The sequence below is a fragment of the Bifidobacterium reuteri DSM 23975 genome (assembly GCF_000741695.1).
Lineage (GTDB): Bacteria > Actinomycetota > Actinomycetes > Actinomycetales > Bifidobacteriaceae > Bifidobacterium > Bifidobacterium reuteri.
The window spans coordinates 276,894-298,521 of the sequence record NZ_JGZK01000003.1 but is presented as its reverse complement, the minus strand read 5'-3'; the positions used below and the strand labels follow the sequence as shown (position 1 = coordinate 298,521).

Genomic DNA, 21,628 nt, shown 5'->3' with positions numbered 1-21,628 from the left:
ATTCAATTGTGACGGAACGAATGGAAAGGTGCTCATGATCACCGGGGCCACGAAAAGCAAGGTCGATGACATCTGGCAACGCATGTGGGAGGGCGGCATCACCAATCCGCTTGAGGTGATCAGCCAGCTCACGTATCTCATGTTCATGAAGTCGCTGGACGACAAGGAGCTGGAAGCCGAGCAGATGGCGCAGTTGACCGGCGTACCGGCCACCAAACTCACCTTCCCGCAGACCCCGGAGGTCAGGCATTGCGCTGGAGCCGGTTCAAGAACCTGCCGGCAGAGCAGATGTTCGCCGTGGTCTCCCAGCAGGTGTTCCGTTCCCCTGAAGACCCTGCACACCGGCAACGCATTCGCCGAAAGCATGGAGGATGCGTCATTCGGATTCAATAAGCCGAAGACATTGGAGCGTGCGGTCTCCGGCATCGATGATCTGCTGACGAACGTGGTCAGGGACCAGGATGATCTCGGCGACCTGTATGAATACATGCTGAGCAAGCTCAACACTGCCGGCGCGAACGGCCAGTTCCGTACACCCAAGCACATTCGTGACCTGATGGTCGGCCTGCTCGATCCGAAACCCGGTCAGCTCATAGGAGACCCGGCCTGTGGCACGGCAGGATTCCTGATCTCCGCCGCCGAATGGATTCGCGCCCATCACGGCGATGCGATGAGCGCTGAGGATTGGAACCTGTTCGAGGGCGAACAGTTCACCGGATTCGACACCGATCAGACGATGGTGCGCATTTCCGCGATGAACTTACTGCTGCACGGCGTGGAGAATCCGGATGTGCGCAATCAGGACAGTCTGTCGAGACTCAACACGATTCGCAGCCGGTTTGATGTAATCCTCGCGAATCCGCCGTTCACCGGTTCTCTGGACGTGGAGGACATTGACGATTCGCTGAAGTCGATCGTCCAGACCAAGCAGACGGAGCTCCTGTTCGTGGCCCTGTTCCTGCGCATGCTGAAGCTCGGCGGCCGGTGCGCGTGCATCGTACCGAATGGCGTGCTGTTCCGCTCCAATGCGAAGGCGTACCGTGAACTGCGCCGTGAACTGGTGGACCATCAGCGTCTGGAGGCTATCATCTACATGCCTTCCGGCGTGTTCAAGCCGTATTCGGGCGTGAGCACCGCGATTCTCGTGTTCACGAAAACCGACGCGCCGAACAGCACCGACAAGGTGTGGCTGTACAACATGGAGCATGACGGCTTCACGCTGGACGACAAGCGCGACGAGGACGTGAGCCATAACGATATTCCGGATATTCTCGAACGTTGGGCGCACTTGGATGCCGAGGACGCGCGCGAACGCACCGAGCAGAGCTTCTTCGTGACCCGCGACGACATCGTCGAGCAGGATTATGACTTCAGCTTCAACAAGTATGTGAAAGTCGAATACGAGAAGAAGGAATACCCGCCAACCAGCCAGCTCATGGCCGAACTACGCGAACTCAATGCCAAGTTCGTGAGCGGTCTCAGCGCCCTCGACGCCATGCTCGCCAAGGATGGTGAGTGATGGGGGAGAGAACTGTTGTACGACTTGGAGACGTTTGCCACATCGTTTCTGGTACTACTCCAAATAGTACTAAACCGGAATACTGGGATGGTGGGTTGCCGTGGGTAACTCCTGCGGAAATATCTAATGACAGCCACATAATTACGGATACGCAAAGAACTCTGACTGAGGCTGGGGTATTAAGCAAGAAGTTGCCACTATTACCAAAAGGTACTGTTTTACTTTCCTCCCGTGCTCCCATTGGCAAAGTAGCGATCGCTGGACGCGATATGTACTGTAATCAGGGATTTAAGAATCTTATTTGTTCTGATGCTATATTCAATGAATACTTGTATTGTTTCTTGAAATCGCAGAACAAGCGATTGCAACATATGGGTCATGGTGCAACGTTTAAAGAGTTATCTAAGAAGACTCTTTCGGACATGATGATTCCTGTTCCTTCTTTGGATGTGCAGCATGAGATTGTTTCTACACTGGAAGCAGCATCGAGATTAACTGATGTCGCCAAGCAGATGCTCGACAAAGCCGACGAACTCATCCAATCCCGCTTCGTCGAAATGTTTGGCGATATTCAAGAGCGAACAACAGTGTCGCATTACGTGAAGAGTTTTTCATCTGGGAAAAGTCTCGCAAGTAAAGAGCGTTGCATCAATCTTGTCTTGAAAACCAGTGCCGTGGCATCGAATACTTTCGATGAAACGCAGATCAAATATTTGCCTTTCGATTATGTTCCGAATCCTGACCATGAGATCAAACATGGTGATGTGATCATCAATCGAAAGAACACAGTTCAATTGGTGGGATCTACTGGATACGTGTGGCAATATCCGAAGAATATGTATCTATCAGATTTGCTATGGAAAGCCAATCTCGATGAGACTACGTGTAATCCTATCTTCCTTTGGCAGTTGCTTGTGAATCGTTCTGTGCATCGTCGGATTAGCGCGATGGCGACTGGTGCGAATAGCAGCATGGCCAACATCACCAAACCGAATTTGATGCAATTGCCAGTTGTGTTGGTGCCCCTCGCCCTCCAAAACGAGTTCGCCGAGTTCGTCACGCAGGTCGAATCCCTTAAGGCCTGCATCCGCCAGCAGCTTGACCGTCTCAACACCCTCTACGACAGCCTTGCCCAAAGCTACTTCGCCGAATAACAATTCCTGGGGCGACGGCCGATGATGATTGTCGCCCCAGGAATCATCATCCGAGTGCTGATGGCTTCCATGCAAGCAGCTGTTTGGCTTTGTCTTTGTCGCTGATATGACGCGAAATGGTATAGTCCAGATCTGCATCAAGTTGATATTTCCGAGTGGCCTCGGGGAAACGCGACTGTGCTGTTTTCAGAGCATGTATCAAGAGCTCATTTTGTGTTGCGTCGATAAGCTCGTCATTGACTTCACTCAGCAGAACCAACTCCTGACTGGTGCAGCTATTCATAAGGAACGATATATACCCGTTTACGTCTTCGAGCAGTGCATCGGAAAGATCTTTCCAATATTGGTTGAGGCTGTACCTTGTCTATCCTTTCGTACTTGCCCGTACGAATCCGATAATATGATGATCTAGTACAAGGGAGTCTCGCATCAAGCCAAGAGGAGGGTGACATGCCGATTGTAAGCATGTTCTTCGGCATCGTCGTGCGTATGTATGCCGATGATCACAATCCGCCACACATGCATGTGGAATTCCAAGGGCGGAGTCATGTCATTTCTTGATTATCTGTGTGAGGTAACTGAAGTGCGGCCATTGGATGGCTACAAGCTCCATGTGACATGTTCGGATGGTGCTTCAGGAATCTTCGATATGACGAAATACCTTGATCAAGGTGCGTTCCAAGCATTGCGAGATCCTAGCATGTTCCGCAGCGTGCGGCTTGTCGCCGGTGCTCCGACCTGGTCAAACGGCATGGACATAGCTCCCGAACGGATTCGCTCGGATATGACGGTCGCCTAGAACAATCTTTTCGATCTGCATCATCGTGCGGGAAAACAATGTGCCACGGATTACACAGGCAAAGGAGTCAGGTGATGGCAAACTTCTCGTTCCTCATCGGGCAGAGCAATTATGAGATGTTCGCCGATGCGTGTCTGGAGGCGGAACGGGCGATGTCGCTGTCGCCCACCATCAGCGCATTGGCGGCTCGCCGCGCGTTCGAGCTCGCCGTCAAATGGGTGTATGCCGCCGACGAGACCGTTAAACCACCATACAAAGACAACCTGCAGTCTCTCGTCCACGAACCCACCTTCCGCGACGCTCTCGCAGACAACCGCCTGTGGGAATCCTTGCAATACATCATCACGGCCGGCAATATGGCCGCCCATCGCAATGCGCAGCTCAAGCCCGAAGATGCGTTGTTTTCCCTGAAGATTCTCTTCCTGTTCATCCAATGGATCGACTACAGCTACGGTAGCCGTTATACCAAACGTGTCTTCGATCCCAAACAGGTTCCGGCAGTCAGCCATGCACTCGCGGCCAAGCAACGCAAAGCCCAGGAAGACGCCGCGCGTAAGGAATACGAGGCGCAGCTTGGTGAGCAGACTGTGCGCATCGCACAACTCGAAGAGCGGATTCGCGCGTTAAGCGACCAGCTTGCCGCCCGCAAGGCCGAACAGCCGGCCATGCCGAAGCTTCCCGCCGACGAGTACAGCGAATACGAGACGCGCAAACGGTTCATCGACCTTGACCTGCAATTGGTCGGCTGGAACATGCAGCGCGACGTCATAGAAGAGTATCCGGTCACCGGTATGGAAGGAAATCCGGGACAACAAGGTCGCATCGATTACCTGCTCAATGGACGCGACGGCAAACCACTCGCCATCATCGAAGCCAAACGCACCTCATACGAGCCGGCAAAAGGATTGCAACAAGCACGCCTCTATGCCAATTGTCTCGAACGACAATTCGGCTACCGTCCGCTTATCTTCATCTCCAACGGCTACCGCACGTATTTTGTGGACGACGACAACGGCTCATACCGTGAAGTCGGCGAAGTGTTCGCCCAGGACGACCTGCAACGCATCATCGACCGGCGCCGCAACGCCATCGACCCGTCCACCGTCCCCGTCAACCGTTCTGTCGCGGGCGGTGACGGCCGCTACTATCAGCTCGAAGCCATCCAAGCCGTGTGCGAGAACCTCAACCAAAGGCAACGCCGCAGCCTGCTCGTCATGGCCACCGGCACCGGCAAGACGCGAGTCTCCGCAGCGCTCGCCGACGTACTCATGCGCGCCGGACTCGTCAAGAACGTACTGTTCCTCGCCGACCGCGTCGAACTCGTCTCGCAGGCGAATAGCGCATATGGCGAATACTATCCCGACTGGTCGCTGTGCAATCTATGCGACAACAAACATGATGCGGACGCGCGCGTGGTCTTCTCCACCTACCAGACCATGATCAACGCCATAGACACGGAAGCCGGAGCGGACGGCAAACCTGCGTTCTCGGCCGGACATTTCGACCTGATCATCGTGGATGAGGCCCACCGTTCGATCTTCAAGAAATACCGGGTGATTTTCGAGCATTTCGACGCGATCATGGTCGGGCTCACCGCCACGCCGCGCAACGAAGTGGATCGCAATACCTACGATTTCTTCCACGTCGAACATGGCGTGCCTACGTACGTGTACGAATACGCGACCGCGCTCAAAGACCATGTGCTTGTGCCGTATCAGAACATCGAAGCCAAAACGAAGTTCATGGACGAAGGCATCACCTACGACGAGCTGTCCGAAGAAGACAGGGTCCGTTACGAGGAGGACTTCGGCGACAGCGCGGACGAAGACGACGGCAAGGCCGATATTCCCGATCATATCGATGCGGACGCGCTCAACAAGTATGTGATGAATCCGAAGACCGTCGATATCGTATTGCAGGACCTGCACGATCACGGCATCCGAACCGACGGCGGCGAGCGGCTCGGCAAAACCATCATCTTCGCGGCAAACCAACTGCATGCCCGCTTTATCGTCGAACGGTATGCACGGCTCTATCCGAAGGAATCATCCAACGGATTCATCAAAGCCGTGCTGCACAGTGAGGACTATGCGCACAGCATCATCGCCGAATTCAAACACAAACCGAATCCGGTCATCACCGTATCCGTCGACATGATGGACACCGGCGTCGACGTGCCCGAAGTCGTCAATCTCGTGTTCTTCAAGAAGGTGCGGTCCAAGATCAAGTTCTGGCAGATGATCGGCCGAGGCACCAGACTGTGCCCGGAACTCGACTGCGTGGACGGTGGCGAGGAACACTTCGGCAAACGATATTTCAAGATCTTCGACTACTGCGGCAACTTCGCGTTCTTCCGCGAACAGACAAACGTCGTAGAAGACAAGCCGGCCGCCTCGGTGAGCGAGCGCATCTTCGCGCGTAAAGCCGAACTCATCCACGCCTTCCAATCAGGCACATACCTTGACGACCAGCAGATAGCCCAGTGGCGCGAAACGCTGGTAGACGATGTGTGCGGCCAAATCAACGGCTGGGATGTGAACAAGGTCGCGGTACGACTCAAGCGCGAATACGTCGAACGGTACCGCAACCGCGACGTGTTCACGTCATTGGACGATCTCAACGTGCGAGAACTCGCCACGGAACTTGCCCCGCTGGCCCATTATGACGAAGACGACATATACGCGCTGCGATTCGATGCGCTCATGTACGGGTTCATGGTGGCCCGTGCAACGGGTGCGGCCAGTGCGACATACGCGACGAAAGTCAGGGCGCTCGCCGCACGTCTCTATGATCGAATGACCATACCGCAGGTGAACAGTCATAAGGAGCTGATCGCCTCGCTCGCTCACGATGAAGAGCACCTGTCTGGAATGTCCGTGGCCGAACTGGAACAGGTGCGACTTCAGTTGCGTGGCCTCGTCCGCTTTATCGCGGATTCCGGCGCGCGCAGAATCATCGTCACCGACCTGACCGATCCGCTCATCGAGCGCACGGAAAACCTGCCGTTCGACATCACCGAGCATTTTGAGGATTACAAGCTCAAGGTCAATCGATATGTCAACGAGCACAGGGAAGATGGCGTAATCCGCAAGCTGCGGCATAACGAGCCGCTGGATGTCGACGATTACAGCGAGCTCGAGCGCATACTGGTCCGCCAACTCGGTTCGCGAATTGAATACGAGACCTCATACGGCTCGATGCCGTTCGGCCTGCTGGTGCGGCGCATCGCCAAGCTCGACCATCAGGCGGCGATGGATGCGTTCGCCGACTTCATCAACACCCATACGTTGAATCAGGCGCAGATCAATTTCCTGCACACGGTGGTGGATTACGTCGAGCGCAACGGCTATCTCGAACCCGAGCAACTGACCAAGCCGCCGTTCGACAGGCCACGGCCGATGATGAAACTGTTCGATGCCAAGCAAATGGGCGATCTCGTGTTGTGCATCCGCAAGGTCAAGCAGAACGCCATGCTGCCGGGCGACGCCGATACCATGCGGATGTAGGGGAGGGGGCGCATGTCCGCGAACACGGAGGACCGCAGGGCGTTGGAGGAGCTTGCCGGCGAGCCGCTCGCCGAGCGGATCGGCTACTACCGCAAGCCGTTCATGGTGCTGTGGGCGGCCATCCAGGAGGCGTCCAGCGAACTGGTCGAGGACTACGGCCTCAGCCAGGACATGGCCCAGCTATGGGTAGCCGAACAGATGCGGCAGGTGTCGGACTCGCTGGTCGATCGGCTCGCCGAGAAGGCCGTGGCGCGTGGGGCGAGCAAGTCGAACGTGGCGCGGGCGGCGGGGGCGAGCCCGGCAAACGCGGAACGCCGGTTCCCGAGACTGAAAGACGATGGCGCCCGAACGCAGGAGCGGCTCCTCATCGACGATGTGCTCGACACGTTGGAATAGCCGATCGCAAGGCAGCTCCCTCGCGGACGACGCGATGCACGGATGCCGGGGCGACTGAGGGCACGGAATCGGATTGCCGACGCGAGGATTGCGGAATCGAGTGCCCCTGCGCCTACGCTTGCCGCCGAAATGCAGGCGAAATTCCGTCGGCAGTCGCTTCAAGGCGGTAGTCTGAACAATGTTCGAGTTATTAGAAGGAGTACCAAGGTGAGCAATACCTTTGCGACCTTGCCGGTCATGGCGGGCGAGGACGTCCCGGCCGGCCCCGTCGACCCGATTTTCAACCGTCTGCTCAAGGACCGCATCATCTGGATGGGCGAAGAGGTCAAGGACGATATGGCCAACCGCATCTGCGCCCAGCTGCTGATGCTGGCGGCGGAGGATCCGAAGAAGGACATCTGGCTGTACATCAACTCTCCGGGCGGATCCATCACCGCCGGCATGGCCATCTATGACACCATGCAGCTCATCGAGCCGGATGTGGCGACCGTGGGCCTCGGCATGTGCGCCTCCATGGGCCAGTTCCTGCTGAGCTCCGGCACCAAGGGCAAGCGTTACCTGACCTCGCACGCCCGCGTGCTCATGCACCAGCCTTCCGGCGGCATCGGCGGCACCGCCACCGATGTGCGCATCAACGCCGAACTCATCATGGACATGAAGAAGACCATGAGCGAGCTGACGGCCGAGCAGACCGGCCACACCGTCGAGGAGATCTACCGAGACAACGAGTACGATCACTGGTTCACCGCGCAGGAAGCCCTCGAATACGGTTTCGTGGACAAGCTCGTGACCACGCCGGACACCATCGGAAACAAGGGGGAGTGAGACTCATGGCAAGTGAAGAAGCGAAGTTCGCGGCCCGTGCCGACCGTCTGGCCGGGCGCTCCGGTGTGGCCGGTTTCATGCCCGCTGCCGTCCGCGCCCAGGCTTTTGCCGCCGCGCCCGCCCAGATGCCGTCGAACCGTTACATCATGCCGCAGTTCGTGGAGAAGACCCCGTACGGCATGAAGACCCAGGATGCTTACTCCCGCCTGTTCGAGGACCGCATCATCTTCCTCGGCGTGCAGGTGGACGACGCCTCCGCCGACGACGTGATGGCCCAGCTGCTGGTTCTGGAATCCCAGGACCCGAACCGCGATGTGATGATGTACATCAATTCTCCCGGCGGTTCGATGACCGCCATGACCGCCATCTACGATACGATGCAGTACATCAAGCCCGACGTGCAGACCGTCTGCCTTGGTCAGGCCGCCTCCTCCGCCGCCATCCTGCTGGCCTCCGGAACCAAGGGCAAGCGCCTGATGCTGCCGAACGCCCGCGTGCTCATCCACCAGCCGGCCATCGATCAGGGATTCGGCAAGGCCACGGAGATCGAGATCCAGGCCAAGGAGATGCTGCGCATGCGCGAATGGCTGGAGGAGACCCTCGCCAAGCACACCGGTCAGGATGTGGAGAAGATTCGCCGCGACATCGAGGTGGATACTTTCCTGACCGCTTCGGAAGCCAAGGAATACGGCATCGTGGACGAGGTGCTGGAACACCGCCGGTAATCGGGCGTGAACCAGAGAAGGCGCACTTCGTGCCTTTCGAATATGGGCATTGCAATACCCTCGGCCTGTGTCGGCCGGGGGTATTGTGTTAGAAAACGGCGAGAACGACGCCTGTGCCATGCGATGGTTCCGGTGTCGTCGTGGTCATACGACGTCGAACAGCGTGTACAGACGGCGAAGGAGCATTATGGGGCGTGTAGTGAGCTATAACGACGACGTACCGCGTTGCACGTTCTGCGGTAAGACCGAGCGCCAGGTCAAGAAACTCGTGGCCGGCCCGAATGCCTCCATCTGCGATGAATGCATCGCGCTGTGTGTGGATATCATCGCGGAGGAGCGTGTCAAGGACGCCGAAGTCAATGCGTTGCAACTGCCCAAACCGGCTCAGATCTTCGAATATCTGAACAGGTATGTGGTGGGGCAGAATGACGCGAAACGAACACTGTCCGTGGCTGTCTACAACCATTACAAACGCGTCAATATGGAACTTGAGGACGATGCCCTCCGTCTGGACGGTTCGGAGCGCGCTCATGCGGGCGTACGGCGGAAAGGCGTCAACGATGCCCGCGATCCGTTGGCGGATGTCGAAGTGGCGAAATCCAACATCCTGCTGCTCGGTCCCACCGGCGTGGGCAAGACCTATCTGGCGCAATCATTGGCGAGGGTGATGAACGTGCCGTTCGTGATCACCGATGCCACCACGTTGACCGAAGCCGGATACGTCGGCGATGACGTGGAGACCATTCTCCAGCGACTGCTGCAGGCCGCTGACGGAGACGTCGGCAGGGCGCAGCATGGCATCATCTATATCGACGAGATCGACAAGATCGCCCGTAAATCGGGGGAGAACACATCCATCACCCGTGATGTGTCAGGCGAAGGCGTGCAGCAAGCTCTGCTCAAGATTCTGGAGGGCACCATAGCGTCCGTGCCACTGGAAGGCAGTCGCAAGCACAAGGAACAGGACACCGTGCAGATGGACACGCGCGGCATCCTGTTCATCTGCGGTGGGGCGTTCATCGGCCTGACGGACATCATTCGCAAGCGGCTGGGGCGGCGTGAAACCGGATTCGGCACGAATTGGCATAATGCCGATCTGGACGATGCGCAATTGCTGGAACAGGTCAATGCGGATGATCTTGCCGAATTCGGTTTGCTTCCGGAATTCATCGGTCGCCTTCCGGTGACCAGTGTGCTGCGGGAACTGGATGCGGACGATCTTGTCGCAGTGCTGACGACCCCCGCGAACGCCTTGGTGAAACAATACCGCAAATTGTTCGCAGTGGACGGGGTCGACCTGGCATTCACCGAAGAGGCTATTCGAGCCATCGCCGAAACCGCCATCAGCCAGGGCATAGGTGCAAGGGGATTGCGCACCATCATCGAACGGACGCTGCAGGATACGATGTTCCGCATTCCCAGTCTCGAAGACGTGCGTCAGGTGATCGTCGACAAGGCGAGCGTGCTTGGAGAGGGAAGCCCAAAGCTCTTGCAGACCGCCATGCAGCCGGATGATGCCGGTCGACTTCGAGAGGCGTGATCGGGTCGTTTCGGAGACGGAAAAGCGGAAAACCGTTGGTATGACGCGGTTCCGCGTATGTGTCACGATGCGACACGCCGAGTTGCGAGATGGCAAGAAGTGGGTATTATATATCGAGTTGTTTGAACGACAACATGCGCCGGTAGCCCAGCGGATTAGAGCAGCTGACTACGGATCAGCAGGTCGCAGGTTCGAATCCTGTCCGGCGCACTCCCGAACCACGGGGATAACAGTGGTATGCGCCGGTAGCCCAGCGGATTAGAGCAGCTGACTACGGATCAGCAGGTCGCAGGTTCGAATCCTGTCCGGCGCACGATAAAGCCCCGAAAGCGTATGCTTCCGGGGCTTTTCCAATGAAGGTCCATGTTCGGCATGCGGGTCTGCGGATATGCGGCGTGCGGCTACGATGATGTGGGTTTGCGGTTGGTCATCAAGGATGACCATCAGCGTAGTGGAAGGACGGAGTGCGGTGGCGCAGGAGCGGTTGGCCCGATATGATTTCGATACCATTCTCGAACGGCATGGATCCACGTCGTATAAATGGCATGAGATCGCCGAGCAGATGGGGCCGGACAGCGCCGACGTGGTGCCGCTGTCGGTCGCGGATATGGAGTTCAAGCCCGCTCCTGAAATCATGCAGGCCTTGGTCGAGTCCGCCTCCCGTGACGTGTTCGGGTACGACTACGTCACCGACGAATACTTCGACGCACTGATCGGCTGGATGAAACGCCGTCACGGCTTCGATGTGAAGCCGGAGTGGGTGAGCCTTTCCGATGGCGTGATGCCCGCAGTCAACACTGCGTTGCGCGCGGTGACCCATCCGGGGGATAAGGTCATCATCCAGCGCCCTGTCTATTACCCGTTCACCATGGCCTGTGAGCACAACGGTCTGACCATTCTCGACAACGAGCTGATACTGGATGAGCGATCCGGCCGCTACGTCATCGATTTCGATGATCTTGAAACCAAGGCATCCGATCCCAGATGCACCGCCATGCTGGTATGCAATCCGCACAATCCGGTAGGCCGCGTCTGGACGGCCGACGAGCTGCGTCGCATCGGCGACATCTGCCGGGACCATGATGTGGTGGTACTGTGCGACGAGATCCATGCCGACTTCACGTATCCCGGACACCGGGCCACGATGTTCTCCACGCTCGGATCCGCATATGCCGACAACGTGATCGAATTCACCGCGCCGTCCAAGACGTTCAACCTCGCCGGTCTGCTGTGCTCCAATGTGATCATTCCCAATGCCGGGCTCAAGCGACGGTTCGATACAGCCGCCGAGAACATCGGCGGGTTGAATGTCGGCCATTTCGGCATGGTGGCGTGCCAGGCCGCTTACCAGCACGCCGAAGGTTGGCTGGACCAGCTCATGGTCGTGCTCGAACGCAATCTGGGATTGCTGCGCGCATTCGCCGGACGTGTCGACGGCATACGGCTCATCGAGCCCGAAGGCACCTATCTGGCTTGGCTTGATTGCCGGGGGCTGGGATTCGATTCACCTGAAGCCCTGTGCACGTTCATGCACGTGCGCGGACGTGTCTGGCTCGACGAAGGCTCCATCTTCGGCGCATCCGGCGACTACTTCGAACGCATCAATCTGGCCTGTCCGACCGCCCTGCTCGAACGTGTGCTCGACCGACTCGAGACGGCGTTGTCCGAGCGATAGCCGACGATGGTCGTTTGTTCTCCGCTCAGCCCGGGGTGGAACGTCCGTAGCCATTTCGTAATATGGAAGGACGTACGAACATACTGGGGCGAGCACTCAGCCAACCATATTCGACCGGACTGATCAAGATGCCGATACCACGCCGGTTTCCCTGAAACACCGCGGTCTGTGTGCAACGGTTGTTGTCGTTAGGTGATGAAGAGCAAGGAGCATGAGATGGTGACGAAGACTTCGCAATTGCGGCTGTGGAACTCCATCAAACGACTCGCCGCCTCGGACCGCGTCTCCGGACTGATCATGCTCGGCTTCGCGCTGGTCGGACTCATAGCGGCCAATCTTCCGTTGACCTATCACCTGTTCGAAACAATCGCGGAAACGCAGATCGGCATACCTTACACCAACATCGATCTGCCTATCGGCCATTGGGCCCAGGACGGTCTGCTCACGATATTCTTCCTGACCGTGGGACTCGAACTCAAACAGGAGCTCACCACCGGTTCGCTGTCCAATCCCAAGGCCGCAGCCGTGCCGATGCTGTGCGCTGCAGGAGGCATGCTGGTACCGCCGATACTGTTCGTTATCGTGTCCGCACTGTTCTCCCAGTACGGCCCCGGCGGCGTGGGCAATGTGGTGCTTCCCAGCACCGGCAGCATCATCCCGTTCGGCGAACTGGTCCATGGCTGGGCGGTGCCCACGGCAACGGATATCGCGTTCTCGCTGGCCGTGCTGGCCTTGTTCGCCAAAGGGCTTCCGGGATCGATCCGTGCGTTCCTCATGACGCTCGCCACGGTGGATGATCTGCTGGCCATCATCCTAATCGCGGTGTTCTTCTCGTCGCTCAATGATTGGTACTGGTTTGTTGGTATCGCGGCCTGCACGGCCGTATGGGCCATACTTGTCCGTATGAAGCGAGTGCCGTGGATTGCGGCCGGTGTCGTCGGTATCCTGGCATGGGTGATGATGTTCGAAGCCGGTGTGCATCCCACGCTCGCCGGCGTGCTGGTGGGACTGTTCACTCCTTCCCGTGAAATGCACGGCGAGTCCTCGCCGCGCGCCGAACGATATGCCTCCAAGCTGCAGCCGTTCTCCGCACTGCTTGCCCTGCCGATCTTCGCGTTGTTCGCCACTGGCGTGCATTTCGCGGAACTGACCCCTGAGCTTATGCTCTCTCCTCTGGTCATCGCCCTCATCGTGGCCTTGGTCGCCGGCAAGCCCCTCGGTATCATCGGCACGGCGTGGATCGCGACGCATCTCGGCGGATTGAACATGGCAAAAGGACTGAAGGTACGGGATCTGGTGCCTGCCGCCTGCGCCTGCGGCATCGGTTTCACCGTCTCCTTCCTCATCGCCTCGCTGGCGTACACCAATGCCGAATTGTCGGCGGAAGCCCGATTCGGCGTATTGGTCGGCTCGCTCATTTCCGCACTGGTTGCAGGTATACTGTTGCATCGTCAATCGAAGCAGTTCGCGCTGAGGGCTGCAGGCAAGGCCACCGGTTCCGACGCGGCACCTGCCAAAGACGCCGCCGGCCATACGTTCGAAGAACATGCGGGTATGCTGGCCGACGGTACGCAAAGCGTGACGATGGAGGCATTCACGCCCGAGGAAATCGCGCAGATGCGGGCGGAACGCCTGCATCAATCGCAGAAGCGCGACGAGGGCCTGAACACATTCAAGGAGATCATCAGATGGCCAAGAAGCAAAAGAAGGCCAAGAAAGCCGAAGACAGGAAAAACGCCGAGGAGACACTGATCGTCGAGACGGGCGACGCCGCTCCCGTCGACTCGGTCGACTCGGCCGACACGGTCGACTCGGATGACGCCTCCCCGTTGGGAGACACCTATCACCGCGGGCCGGTGATTCTTCGCGGACAGATGATTCCGTCCGACAACACGACGGCCAATCTGCTCAAACCAGATCAGGATACCGACTGGCTGCATATGGATCCCTGGCGTGTGCTGCGGATCCAATCCGAGTTCGTGGACGGATTCGGTGCGCTGGCCGAGCTTGGCCCAGCCGTGGCCATTTTCGGCTCGGCACGAACCGCGCGCACCGAGCCTGCGTACAAGGCCGCACGTCGCATGGGCAGCCTGATAGCCAAGAAGAACATAGCGGTCATCACCGGCGGCGGCCCCGGCATCATGGAAGCGGCGAACAGGGGAGCGGCGCTCGCCGGCGGCAAGTCGGTGGGACTCGGCATCGAGCTGCCTCACGAACAGGGATTGAACCAATGGGTGAATCTCGGCATGAGCTTCCGCTACTTCTTCGTCAGGAAAACCATGTTCGTGAAATATTCCTCCGGAGTAATAGTCTGCCCGGGAGGGTTCGGCACATTGGATGAGATGTTCGAACTATTGACCTTGGTGCAGACCCACAAGGTGGCCGACATGCCCGTCGTATTGTACGACAAAGCCTACTGGCAAGGGCTTTTCGACTGGTTGAACGGTACGGTGAAGGAGCATGGGATGATCTCCTCCATCGATCCCCATCTGGTCGCCATGAGCGACGATCCCGACGAGGCCGTGGACATGGTCACCAAGGGGCTGTGAATCAGGATTGCGTCACAGCCGCGCTACCGTTTGCAGGCGATCAGCAGGCCGGTGCCATCCGGTGTTAGCGTGGACTCGAAGTCGCCGTTGTCCTCCACTGTGGCGATCAGCTCACGCATGGCGGTGGCTTTGGCACTGCGGTCGGCGGCGTTCAGCACGCCGCCCTGATCGCCGGCTGTGGCAAGAACATCGGTGAACGCGATGATGCCGCGCGAGCGCAGCAGGCGTGATGCCTGATTGAATGCGGCGGCATAATTCGCGGCGTCGCCGGCGACCACGATGAAATCATAGTCGTTGGCGTTGAGTCTGGGCAGGAATACGTGCGCCGGCGCATTGACCGCGCGCAACGACGTGTCGGTGACATCCTGCAGATCGGCAAACGCCTTGCGAATCATCGCGATGCCCTGGGCGGTGGAGTCCACTGCGGTGAGCTGGCCGCCGCCATTGAGCGCCTCCACCAATTGCACGGTTTCCACTACGGAACCGGTGCCGATGGCGATCACCGAGGAAGCGCCGGTCAGATGGACCAGCATAGCCAGCAACTGTGCCTGCGCGGCGGAACCTTGTGGCTGTCCTGCCTGTTCGGCTTTGGCCCGTACTGCGGAAACAATCGCAGTCTGCCGTTCCAATGCATGCTCTTCGGCGAACTCCCACGCTTTGGCGAGATTCGTGTACTGTGTTTTATCCATTGCAGTCACCTTTTGATGATGTAGTCTGTCTGGCCGCGACCCTGTTTTGCGCCAATATGGGGGGATGCATGCGTCCTATCGTTCGCGGACCTTGGCCACGATCTGCCACATCTCCTCCCCGACATCGATGCCGCGAGGGCAGTGACGGGAGCATGCGCGTACGGACTGACATGCGGCCACGCCATCCGCCGTGTCGATGGCATCCATGCGTTCCATGGCCTTGGAATCGCGGGAATCATTGATGAACCGTGACGCCCAGACCAAAGCGGCGGGGCCGATGAAGGCGTCGCCGCCTGCGAATACCGGGCAGGAGCCTTCGCATACGCCACACGCGATGCAGTTGCTCAGCGTCTCGTATTTGGCGAGTTGTTCGGGATGTTGGAGGTATTCGAATGCGTCCACCTTGCCTTCGGCGGTCGTGGCGAGCACGCCGTCGGCCTGAAGATATGGAGTGAGTTTGCGGATCTGATCGAGCATCGGGTCGATGTCCGCGATGAGATCACGCTGTGGCGGGAAGCCCGGCAGGGGAGCGAGTTCGATGACTCCCAGTGATTGGGTCTTGGCGTCGGCGGCTTGTGCGCCTTCCACGGAGGTGTTCTCGTCGTCGCCGTTCCCGACATGGCGGAAGCCTTCATCGTCCACTTGCGGCAGCGTGCCGGGCTGCTTGGCCCAATCGCGAATGGCCGCCGTGCACAGGAGCGTGGGGGTGCCGTTGATCGCCACCGCGTCCGATCCGCACATGCCGTGTCCGCAGGAGTATCGGAATGCAAGCGTGGGGTCGAGCGTGCGCTTGATGGTGAGCAGGCAATCCAGAACGGTGTCTTCGGGCCGTGCGGGAATCGTGTATTCCTGCACCCACTGCCTGCCTCGCGGACGGCGACGTGCCGAAGCGCTTGCGCCCCCGCCGAAAGGAGAGCTCTTACGGGCGAACGGGCTGCCGCCACGTGCGTTTTCTGCGCGTTCGGCGCGTGGCGTGAACCGGTGCACGTGCAGGGTAACCGTTGTTGTGTTCGCCTCAGCCATTCATCTGCCTCCATGAAGTCACTAATCAGCCAATTTATTGTGCCACAAGCCCTAGGCGGCGTGGCGCGTGTGATCAGGGGCGTGCCATATGGGACACGCCCCTGATCCGATGGTGTGCCTCGACGCCAGTATGCCGAATAGCGGTCGTGCCGGCCGCACTGACAGAACCAGCCGTTGATTGACCGCCTAGGATCAGTCTCAAGCAATTACAAGACAGACCCCTGAATCAGTATTCACGGCTCTGTGGCGGGTAATCAGTGATGGTCACCGGTTTGAACGCCACTGCGCCATTTCGGGCGACCATGGAGTGCGCGAGGAAGCGCTCGTCATCGCGCTGCGGAAAATCAAGGCGCCGCATTGAGCCGCGGGACTCTTCACGCGCATCGGAGGCCTTCAGCACCGATTCGGCAAGCTCAATGAGGTGACGTACTTCCCAGATGGCGGTGATTTCCTGATTGAATGTGGCGGTCTTGTCGTGTGCATGCAGCGTCTCGGCGGCGGGTTTGATCGCCGTATCAAGCTGATACAGCGCAGTTCGAATGGTATCGGCGCTGCAGCGTACCGCCAGAGCCTGTTCCATGATTGAGCCGAGTTTTGCCATGAGCTGGTATGCGTTGCCGTCGGATACGGGGGATGCCTCGGCATCTGCGGAAGACTCGAGAGCTCCCTGAAGCATTGAGGTGAAATCATCCTGACGCATGGATGCCGTCCGGTCGACTGCCGCGGCCAACGGCTCATCGTCGGCATCGTCGTTCATGGGCGAGGCCACCGGCGCCGCTGCGATGCGTGCGGCCAGCGCGCGACCGGCGCGAGTGCCGAACAGGCATGCGTCCAGCAGGGAATTGCCGCCCAGACGGTTTGCGCCATGTACGGAAACGCAGGAGCATTCGCCTGCCGCGAACAGGCCTTCGACCACATGCGAAGCGCCGTCACACCAACGATACACCTCACCGTCCGTGGTGATGGGGATGCCTCCCATGGTGTAATGCGCGGTGGGTTTGATCGGCACCGGATCCTTGGCCGGATCGAGATTCGCGTACTGTTCGATGGTCTCCACCACCTGCGGCAGAGCCTGCTTCATACGGTCCGAGTCGATGCCGGTCATATCCAGCCAGACACAATCCTTCGGACCATCCGGGTCTTTGGGATCGGCGACACCTCGGCCGGCGTCGATCTCCGCCATGATCGAACGGGATACCACATCGCGGGCCGCGAGGTCCTTATGCTCGGGCGCATAGCGTTCCATGAACGCCTCACCGTCGGCATTGCGCAGGATACCGCCTTCCGCGCGTGCCGCCTCGGAAAGCAGGATACCGGTATGCGCGAGCCCGGTGGGATGGAACTGCACGAACTCGATGTCCTCAAGCTGCAGGCCTGCGGACAACGCCAATGCCATACCGTCTCCGGTCAGATCCCAGGAATTGGATGTGGTATGGAACAGACGTCCTGCGCCGCCGGTGGCGATCAGCACATTGCGCGCGTGAATGGCGTGCAGCTTGCCGGTATGCGTGTCCAATGCCACGATGCCGGCGGCGCGCTCGCCATCCTCGCTGAGGACCAGATCGGTCACATACCATTCCTCGGCGAATTCGACGCCCTGCGCCACACACTGCTGCCAGAGCGTGTGAAGAATCTGATGGCCGATGCGATCGGCGGCGTAGGCGGCTCGCTTGACCGGCTCGCCGCCGAAATCACGGGTGTGCCCGCCGAAACGACGTTGAGCGATATGCCCGTCTTCGGTCCGGGAGAATGCCACTCCCTGACGTTCGAGGTTGATGACGGTCTCGGGTGCGTATTCCGCCAACAGCTTCGCCGCGTCCTGGTCGACCAGCCAGTCGCCGCCCTTGATGGTGTCGTAGTAGTGCCAATGCCAGTCATCGTTTTCGATATTGCCCAGGCTGGCCGCGATACCGCCTTCAGCCGAACCGGTATGCGAGCGCAGAGGCTGCAGCTTGGAGACCACTAGGATCTTCGGGCTCACGCCCTGCTCGGTAAGCTCGGCGATCGCCGGGGACCGCAGCAATCCCAGCGCCGCCGACAGGCCGGCAGCTCCTGCGCCGACGATAACCGCATCATACATATCTTCCAGACGTTTCGGACTCATGGGTTCGATTCTTGCACACCCGCCGAACAGTGTCCTCTCCTGCCTCATCGAGGCATGCTCCGGGTCAGTCCACGATGGTGCTGAACACCACCTCATCGGCCTGCCTGCGAATGATGCCGCTCAGTTCCATGGCACCCACGAGCTCCAGAACCGTGCCGATATCGGATATCTCGTTCGGCGTCTGCTGCCGTGCCATCTTCAGCAGGGCGTCCGGAGTGGCTATCAGATGGCGTTTATGGCATTCCTTGATCAGTGAGGCCAACACGCGTTGAGGTTCGGGCAGTGCGTTGAGGTGGATGGATCTCGGTCCATCTGCGGATGCCGCCGTCACGGTCCGCAGGTCGGATGACGCTGCGGATGGCGAGCCCGGTTTGCGGGCATGCCTGGAGGACGGCTCGGCGTGGACCTGTCGCAGGGTCGGTTGCGGTGCGGTCGCTTCAGAGTGCGCGGCATGCTCCGTGCTGGGATGATGGGCTTCATGGCAGATGCTTTCCACGTCGGTTGCCGCACACAGCAGTGCGGCCCGGTTTTCACTGATGATCCTGTTGCAGCCGGCGTTGGCCGGCTGGTTGATGTCCCCCGGAGCCGCATACACTTCGCGCATGAGCTCGTACGCCCAGCCTGCGGTGTTCAAGGCGCCCGAACGCAGACGTGCCTGCGCCACCACCACAGTCGAGGACAACGCGGCGATGATGCGGTTGCGCAGCAGGAACCGACGTGCTTCGGGAATGGTGTTCGGGCACAGTTCGCTGATCAGCGCCCCCGACTGCGTTTCGATGCGTTCGAACAGGGAACGATTCCGTGTGGGGCCCATGTGGTTCAGGCCTCCGGCGAATACCGCCACGGTGCGTCCTACGGTGTGTGACCTTCGCCCATGGAAGGCGTTCAATGCGCCCCAGTGCGCGGCGGCGTCCGTGCCCATGGCTCCTCCCGAAACCACCGTATGCCCCAATGCCGCCGCCTGCTCGGCCAACGTATGCGCCACATAGCGTCCGTATTCCGTGACATCGCGTGAGCCGACGATTCCCACCGGCTTGGGGCAACTGGTCAGCGCCTGCGGGTCGCCTTTGCCCCATAGACACAATGGCGGTGCCCAATCCGATTTGAGCGCCAGATCTTCGAGCTGCCCCGGCCAGTAGGGGCTGTCGGGGCCGATCAGCCATTGGGTGCCGTCCACGGTGAACCAATCGGCGATGCGCACAGGGTCATCGGACGGCATGTCCTGCATGCGGTTGTGCCAGCCCGCCAACGCGGTATGGAATGTTTTCATCACCGAGGCCTGGGGCTTGCGCCCCCAGCGGACCAGACCTTGGGTGAAGGCCAGGTCGAGCTTGCCCAGGGCGGCGGCGCATTGGGAGGAAGGGTTCTTCGGATGTGATTCCCTGAGCAGGTGCCAAACGATTGCGGCGTCTCCTGCGCCTTTGAGCAAGGCGTACATCATCGCATCGGCGTCATCCAGACAGAAGGTCAGCGCCGCGCGATACATGGCGTCCGCAGAGGGGACATACAGCGAGCTTCCGCTGTTCTGAATGTTCCTGTCGTCCTGTATACCCTGATCGTTCATGACATCCTCGTTCTCAATCCGATGCCTTGGTGGACATCCTGTTCCGTGGGACTGGTGCGCCCGGCCAGATCGGCCAGCGTCCATGCCAGCCTCATGGCCCGGTCCGCGCCGCGCAAGGTGAGCTGGTGATTGGCCAAGGCGCGATTCACCAGCTCCACCGCCCTGAGTGACGTGTTGGCGTGCAGCCATTTGCCGGAAGCCTGTGCGTTGCACGACCAGCCGAATGGTTTGAACCGTTCCGCAGCCGCATGCCGAGCCTGCACGACGCGTGCGCGAATCGTCTGGCTGGGTTCGCCGGCGCTTTCGTGCTGCTGGGCGATGCGGGATACCGGAGGGACCGTAATCTGGATGTCCACGCGGTCGAGAATCGGTCCGGAAAGACGAGAGAAATAGCGCATGCGCTCCTTCTCCTTGCAGGTGCATCGTTCGCCGGTGCCGTAGTAGTACCCGCACGGACAGGGGTTGGCCGCCATGATGAGTTGGAAGTCCGCCGGATAATATGTGCTGCCTTTGGACCTGGTCAATGACACATACCCGGATTCCAATGGCTCGCGTAGTGTCTGCAATGCCCGGGACGAGAATTCGGGCGCCTCATCGAGGAACAGGATGCCCCGATGGGCGCGCGTGATGGCGCCCGGTGCGGCGATGCCGCTGCCTCCACCCACCAGCGAGGCCGTCGAAGCGGTATGGTGGGGCGCTTCGAACGGCGGCACGTCGGTGATGCCATAGTGCGGCAATGTGCCGCATAACGAGCGGATCGAAGCCACTTCCAGCTGCGCCTGTTCGTCCAATGGGCTCATGATGCCGGGGATGCGTGACGCGAGCATCGTCTTGCCTGCTCCCGGCGGGCCCGTCATGATGAGGTTATGCCCTCCCGCCGCGGCCACCTGCAGCGCCCATTTCGCATGCTCCTGACCGAGGACCTCGCTCATGTCTCCTGGCCTGTCTGCGATCACAAGGGCATGGTCATCGCTTACATCCTCCCCGCCGATGCCTGAATCCGGCAGACGATATACGGCATTGCCGCCCATCAGCTCGATGAGTTCGCCGACATGGCGTATGCCGATGACATCCATGCCTTCGATCATCTGCGCCTCATCGAGGTTGCGGTACGGGACGATGATCTTGTTCGACCCGCGTTCCCTGGCGTGCAGCATGATGGGCAGCAAGCCGTGGATCGGCAGCACTGAGCCATCGAGATTGACCTCGCCGAGCACGATTGTGTCCTCCAGGCAGGAGGCTCCGATGGCTCCGGAAGCGCATAGGACGCTGGCCGCGATAGCCAGATCATGCGAGGAACCCCGTTTCGGCACTGCAGCGGGGCTCATGTTCACCGTCACCCTGGTCTGCGGCCAGGAGAATCCGCTGGCCTGACATGCGGATTTCACCCGTTCCCTCGCTTCGGACAACGACGTGTCCGGCAGTCCGATGATGGAGAAATACGGCAGTCCTGGGCTGATGAACGCCTGCACCTGCACGATAAAGGCCTTCAGTCCGATGAGTCCCACGGACAGCGTGCTGCCGATGGCCATGATGGTCTCCTTCTATGTTCTTTGCTCG

Annotated in this window: 17 protein-coding genes, 2 tRNA genes and 1 pseudogene; 14 read left to right on the top strand and 6 right to left on the bottom strand. The window is 59.4% G+C overall.

What is annotated here, in order from left to right; all coding sequences use genetic code 11:
• The first annotated feature begins 34 nt into the window (after positions 1-34).
• A complete protein-coding gene (locus tag BREU_RS03930; protein WP_202962214.1) occupies positions 35-1,519 on the top strand; it encodes a class I SAM-dependent DNA methyltransferase in 1,485 nt (494 codons plus the stop codon).
• Positions 1,519-2,673 (top strand): restriction endonuclease subunit S, encoded by a 1,155-nt coding sequence (locus BREU_RS11470; RefSeq protein ID WP_081886532.1) that lies wholly within the window; start codon positions 1,519-1,521, stop codon positions 2,671-2,673. Before BREU_RS03930 ends, BREU_RS11470 begins: the two co-directional genes overlap by 1 nt.
• 46 nt (positions 2,674-2,719) lie before the next feature.
• On the opposite strand, the gene BREU_RS11865 is transcribed toward BREU_RS11470, so the two are convergent.
• Positions 2,720-2,956, bottom strand: coding sequence for a hypothetical protein (locus BREU_RS11865; RefSeq protein ID WP_152598561.1), 237 nt, complete (start codon positions 2,954-2,956; stop codon positions 2,720-2,722).
• Positions 2,957-3,123: 167 nt separating this feature from the next.
• On the opposite strand from BREU_RS11865, the gene BREU_RS12580 reads away from it, so the two are divergent.
• The 12 genes and pseudogenes from BREU_RS12580 to BREU_RS03860 all read left to right on the top strand — a co-directional run bounded on the left by BREU_RS12580 (position 3,124) and on the right by BREU_RS03860 (position 14,688).
• Positions 3,124-3,234 carry a DUF4160 domain-containing protein gene (locus tag BREU_RS12580; protein WP_081886531.1) on the top strand — a complete coding sequence of 37 codons (111 nt, stop codon included), beginning with the start codon at positions 3,124-3,126 and terminating at the stop codon, positions 3,232-3,234.
• Entirely contained in the window at positions 3,221-3,472 is a 252-nt protein-coding gene (locus BREU_RS03910) for a DUF2442 domain-containing protein (RefSeq protein WP_044088426.1), read from the top strand. Before BREU_RS12580 ends, BREU_RS03910 begins: the two co-directional genes overlap by 14 nt.
• Before the next feature lie 74 nt (positions 3,473-3,546).
• Positions 3,547-6,978: a DEAD/DEAH box helicase family protein gene (locus BREU_RS03905; protein ID WP_052382013.1), complete on the top strand. Its 3,432-nt coding sequence runs from the start codon at positions 3,547-3,549 to the stop codon at positions 6,976-6,978.
• Between the two features lie 12 nt (positions 6,979-6,990).
• Entirely contained in the window at positions 6,991-7,374 is a 384-nt protein-coding gene (locus BREU_RS03900; RefSeq protein ID WP_044088424.1) for a hypothetical protein, read from the top strand.
• A gap of 207 nt (positions 7,375-7,581) precedes the next feature.
• On the top strand, positions 7,582-8,199 hold the full coding sequence (locus BREU_RS03895; protein WP_100494185.1) for an ATP-dependent Clp protease proteolytic subunit: 618 nt from the start codon (positions 7,582-7,584) through the stop codon (positions 8,197-8,199).
• 5 nt (positions 8,200-8,204) lie between these two features.
• Complete coding sequence (locus BREU_RS03890) at positions 8,205-8,924, top strand: ATP-dependent Clp protease proteolytic subunit (RefSeq protein ID WP_044088423.1); 720 nt, start codon at positions 8,205-8,207, stop codon at positions 8,922-8,924.
• A gap of 187 nt (positions 8,925-9,111) precedes the next feature.
• Positions 9,112-10,464, top strand: coding sequence for an ATP-dependent Clp protease ATP-binding subunit ClpX (gene clpX / locus BREU_RS03885; protein WP_044088422.1), 1,353 nt, complete (start codon positions 9,112-9,114; stop codon positions 10,462-10,464).
• Positions 10,465-10,600: 136 nt separating this feature from the next.
• A tRNA-Arg gene (locus tag BREU_RS03880) sits at positions 10,601-10,674 on the top strand.
• Positions 10,675-10,703: 29 nt separating this feature from the next.
• Positions 10,704-10,777, top strand: a tRNA-Arg gene (locus BREU_RS03875).
• Positions 10,778-10,900: 123 nt separating this feature from the next.
• Complete coding sequence (locus tag BREU_RS03870; RefSeq protein ID WP_044088421.1) at positions 10,901-12,139, top strand: MalY/PatB family protein; 1,239 nt, start codon at positions 10,901-10,903, stop codon at positions 12,137-12,139.
• Between the two features lie 216 nt (positions 12,140-12,355).
• Positions 12,356-13,622, top strand: a pseudogene (locus BREU_RS03865) (Na+/H+ antiporter NhaA); the annotation flags it as partial.
• A gap of 391 nt (positions 13,623-14,013) precedes the next feature.
• On the top strand, positions 14,014-14,688 hold the full coding sequence (locus BREU_RS03860; RefSeq protein ID WP_414133019.1) for an LOG family protein: 675 nt from the start codon (positions 14,014-14,016) through the stop codon (positions 14,686-14,688).
• A 23-nt stretch (positions 14,689-14,711) separates the two neighbouring features.
• Here BREU_RS03860 and BREU_RS03855 read toward each other — a convergent pair whose 3' ends face one another.
• The 5 genes from BREU_RS03855 to BREU_RS03835 all read right to left on the bottom strand — a co-directional run bounded on the left by BREU_RS03855 (position 14,712) and on the right by BREU_RS03835 (position 21,600).
• Positions 14,712-15,377 (bottom strand): O-methyltransferase, encoded by a 666-nt coding sequence (locus BREU_RS03855; protein ID WP_044088419.1) that lies wholly within the window; start codon positions 15,375-15,377, stop codon positions 14,712-14,714.
• Positions 15,378-15,452: 75 nt separating this feature from the next.
• Positions 15,453-16,400 carry a succinate dehydrogenase/fumarate reductase iron-sulfur subunit gene (locus BREU_RS03850; protein ID WP_044088418.1) on the bottom strand — a complete coding sequence of 316 codons (948 nt, stop codon included), beginning with the start codon at positions 16,398-16,400 and terminating at the stop codon, positions 15,453-15,455.
• 226 nt (positions 16,401-16,626) lie between these two features.
• Positions 16,627-18,504, bottom strand: coding sequence for an FAD-dependent oxidoreductase (locus tag BREU_RS03845; protein ID WP_044088417.1), 1,878 nt, complete (start codon positions 18,502-18,504; stop codon positions 16,627-16,629).
• Positions 18,505-18,568: 64 nt separating this feature from the next.
• A complete protein-coding gene (locus BREU_RS03840) occupies positions 18,569-19,990 on the bottom strand; it encodes a DNA-processing protein DprA (protein WP_044088491.1) in 1,422 nt (473 codons plus the stop codon).
• Positions 19,991-20,064: 74 nt separating this feature from the next.
• Complete coding sequence (locus BREU_RS03835; RefSeq protein WP_044088416.1) at positions 20,065-21,600, bottom strand: YifB family Mg chelatase-like AAA ATPase; 1,536 nt, start codon at positions 21,598-21,600, stop codon at positions 20,065-20,067.
• Positions 21,601-21,628 lie beyond the last annotated feature (28 nt).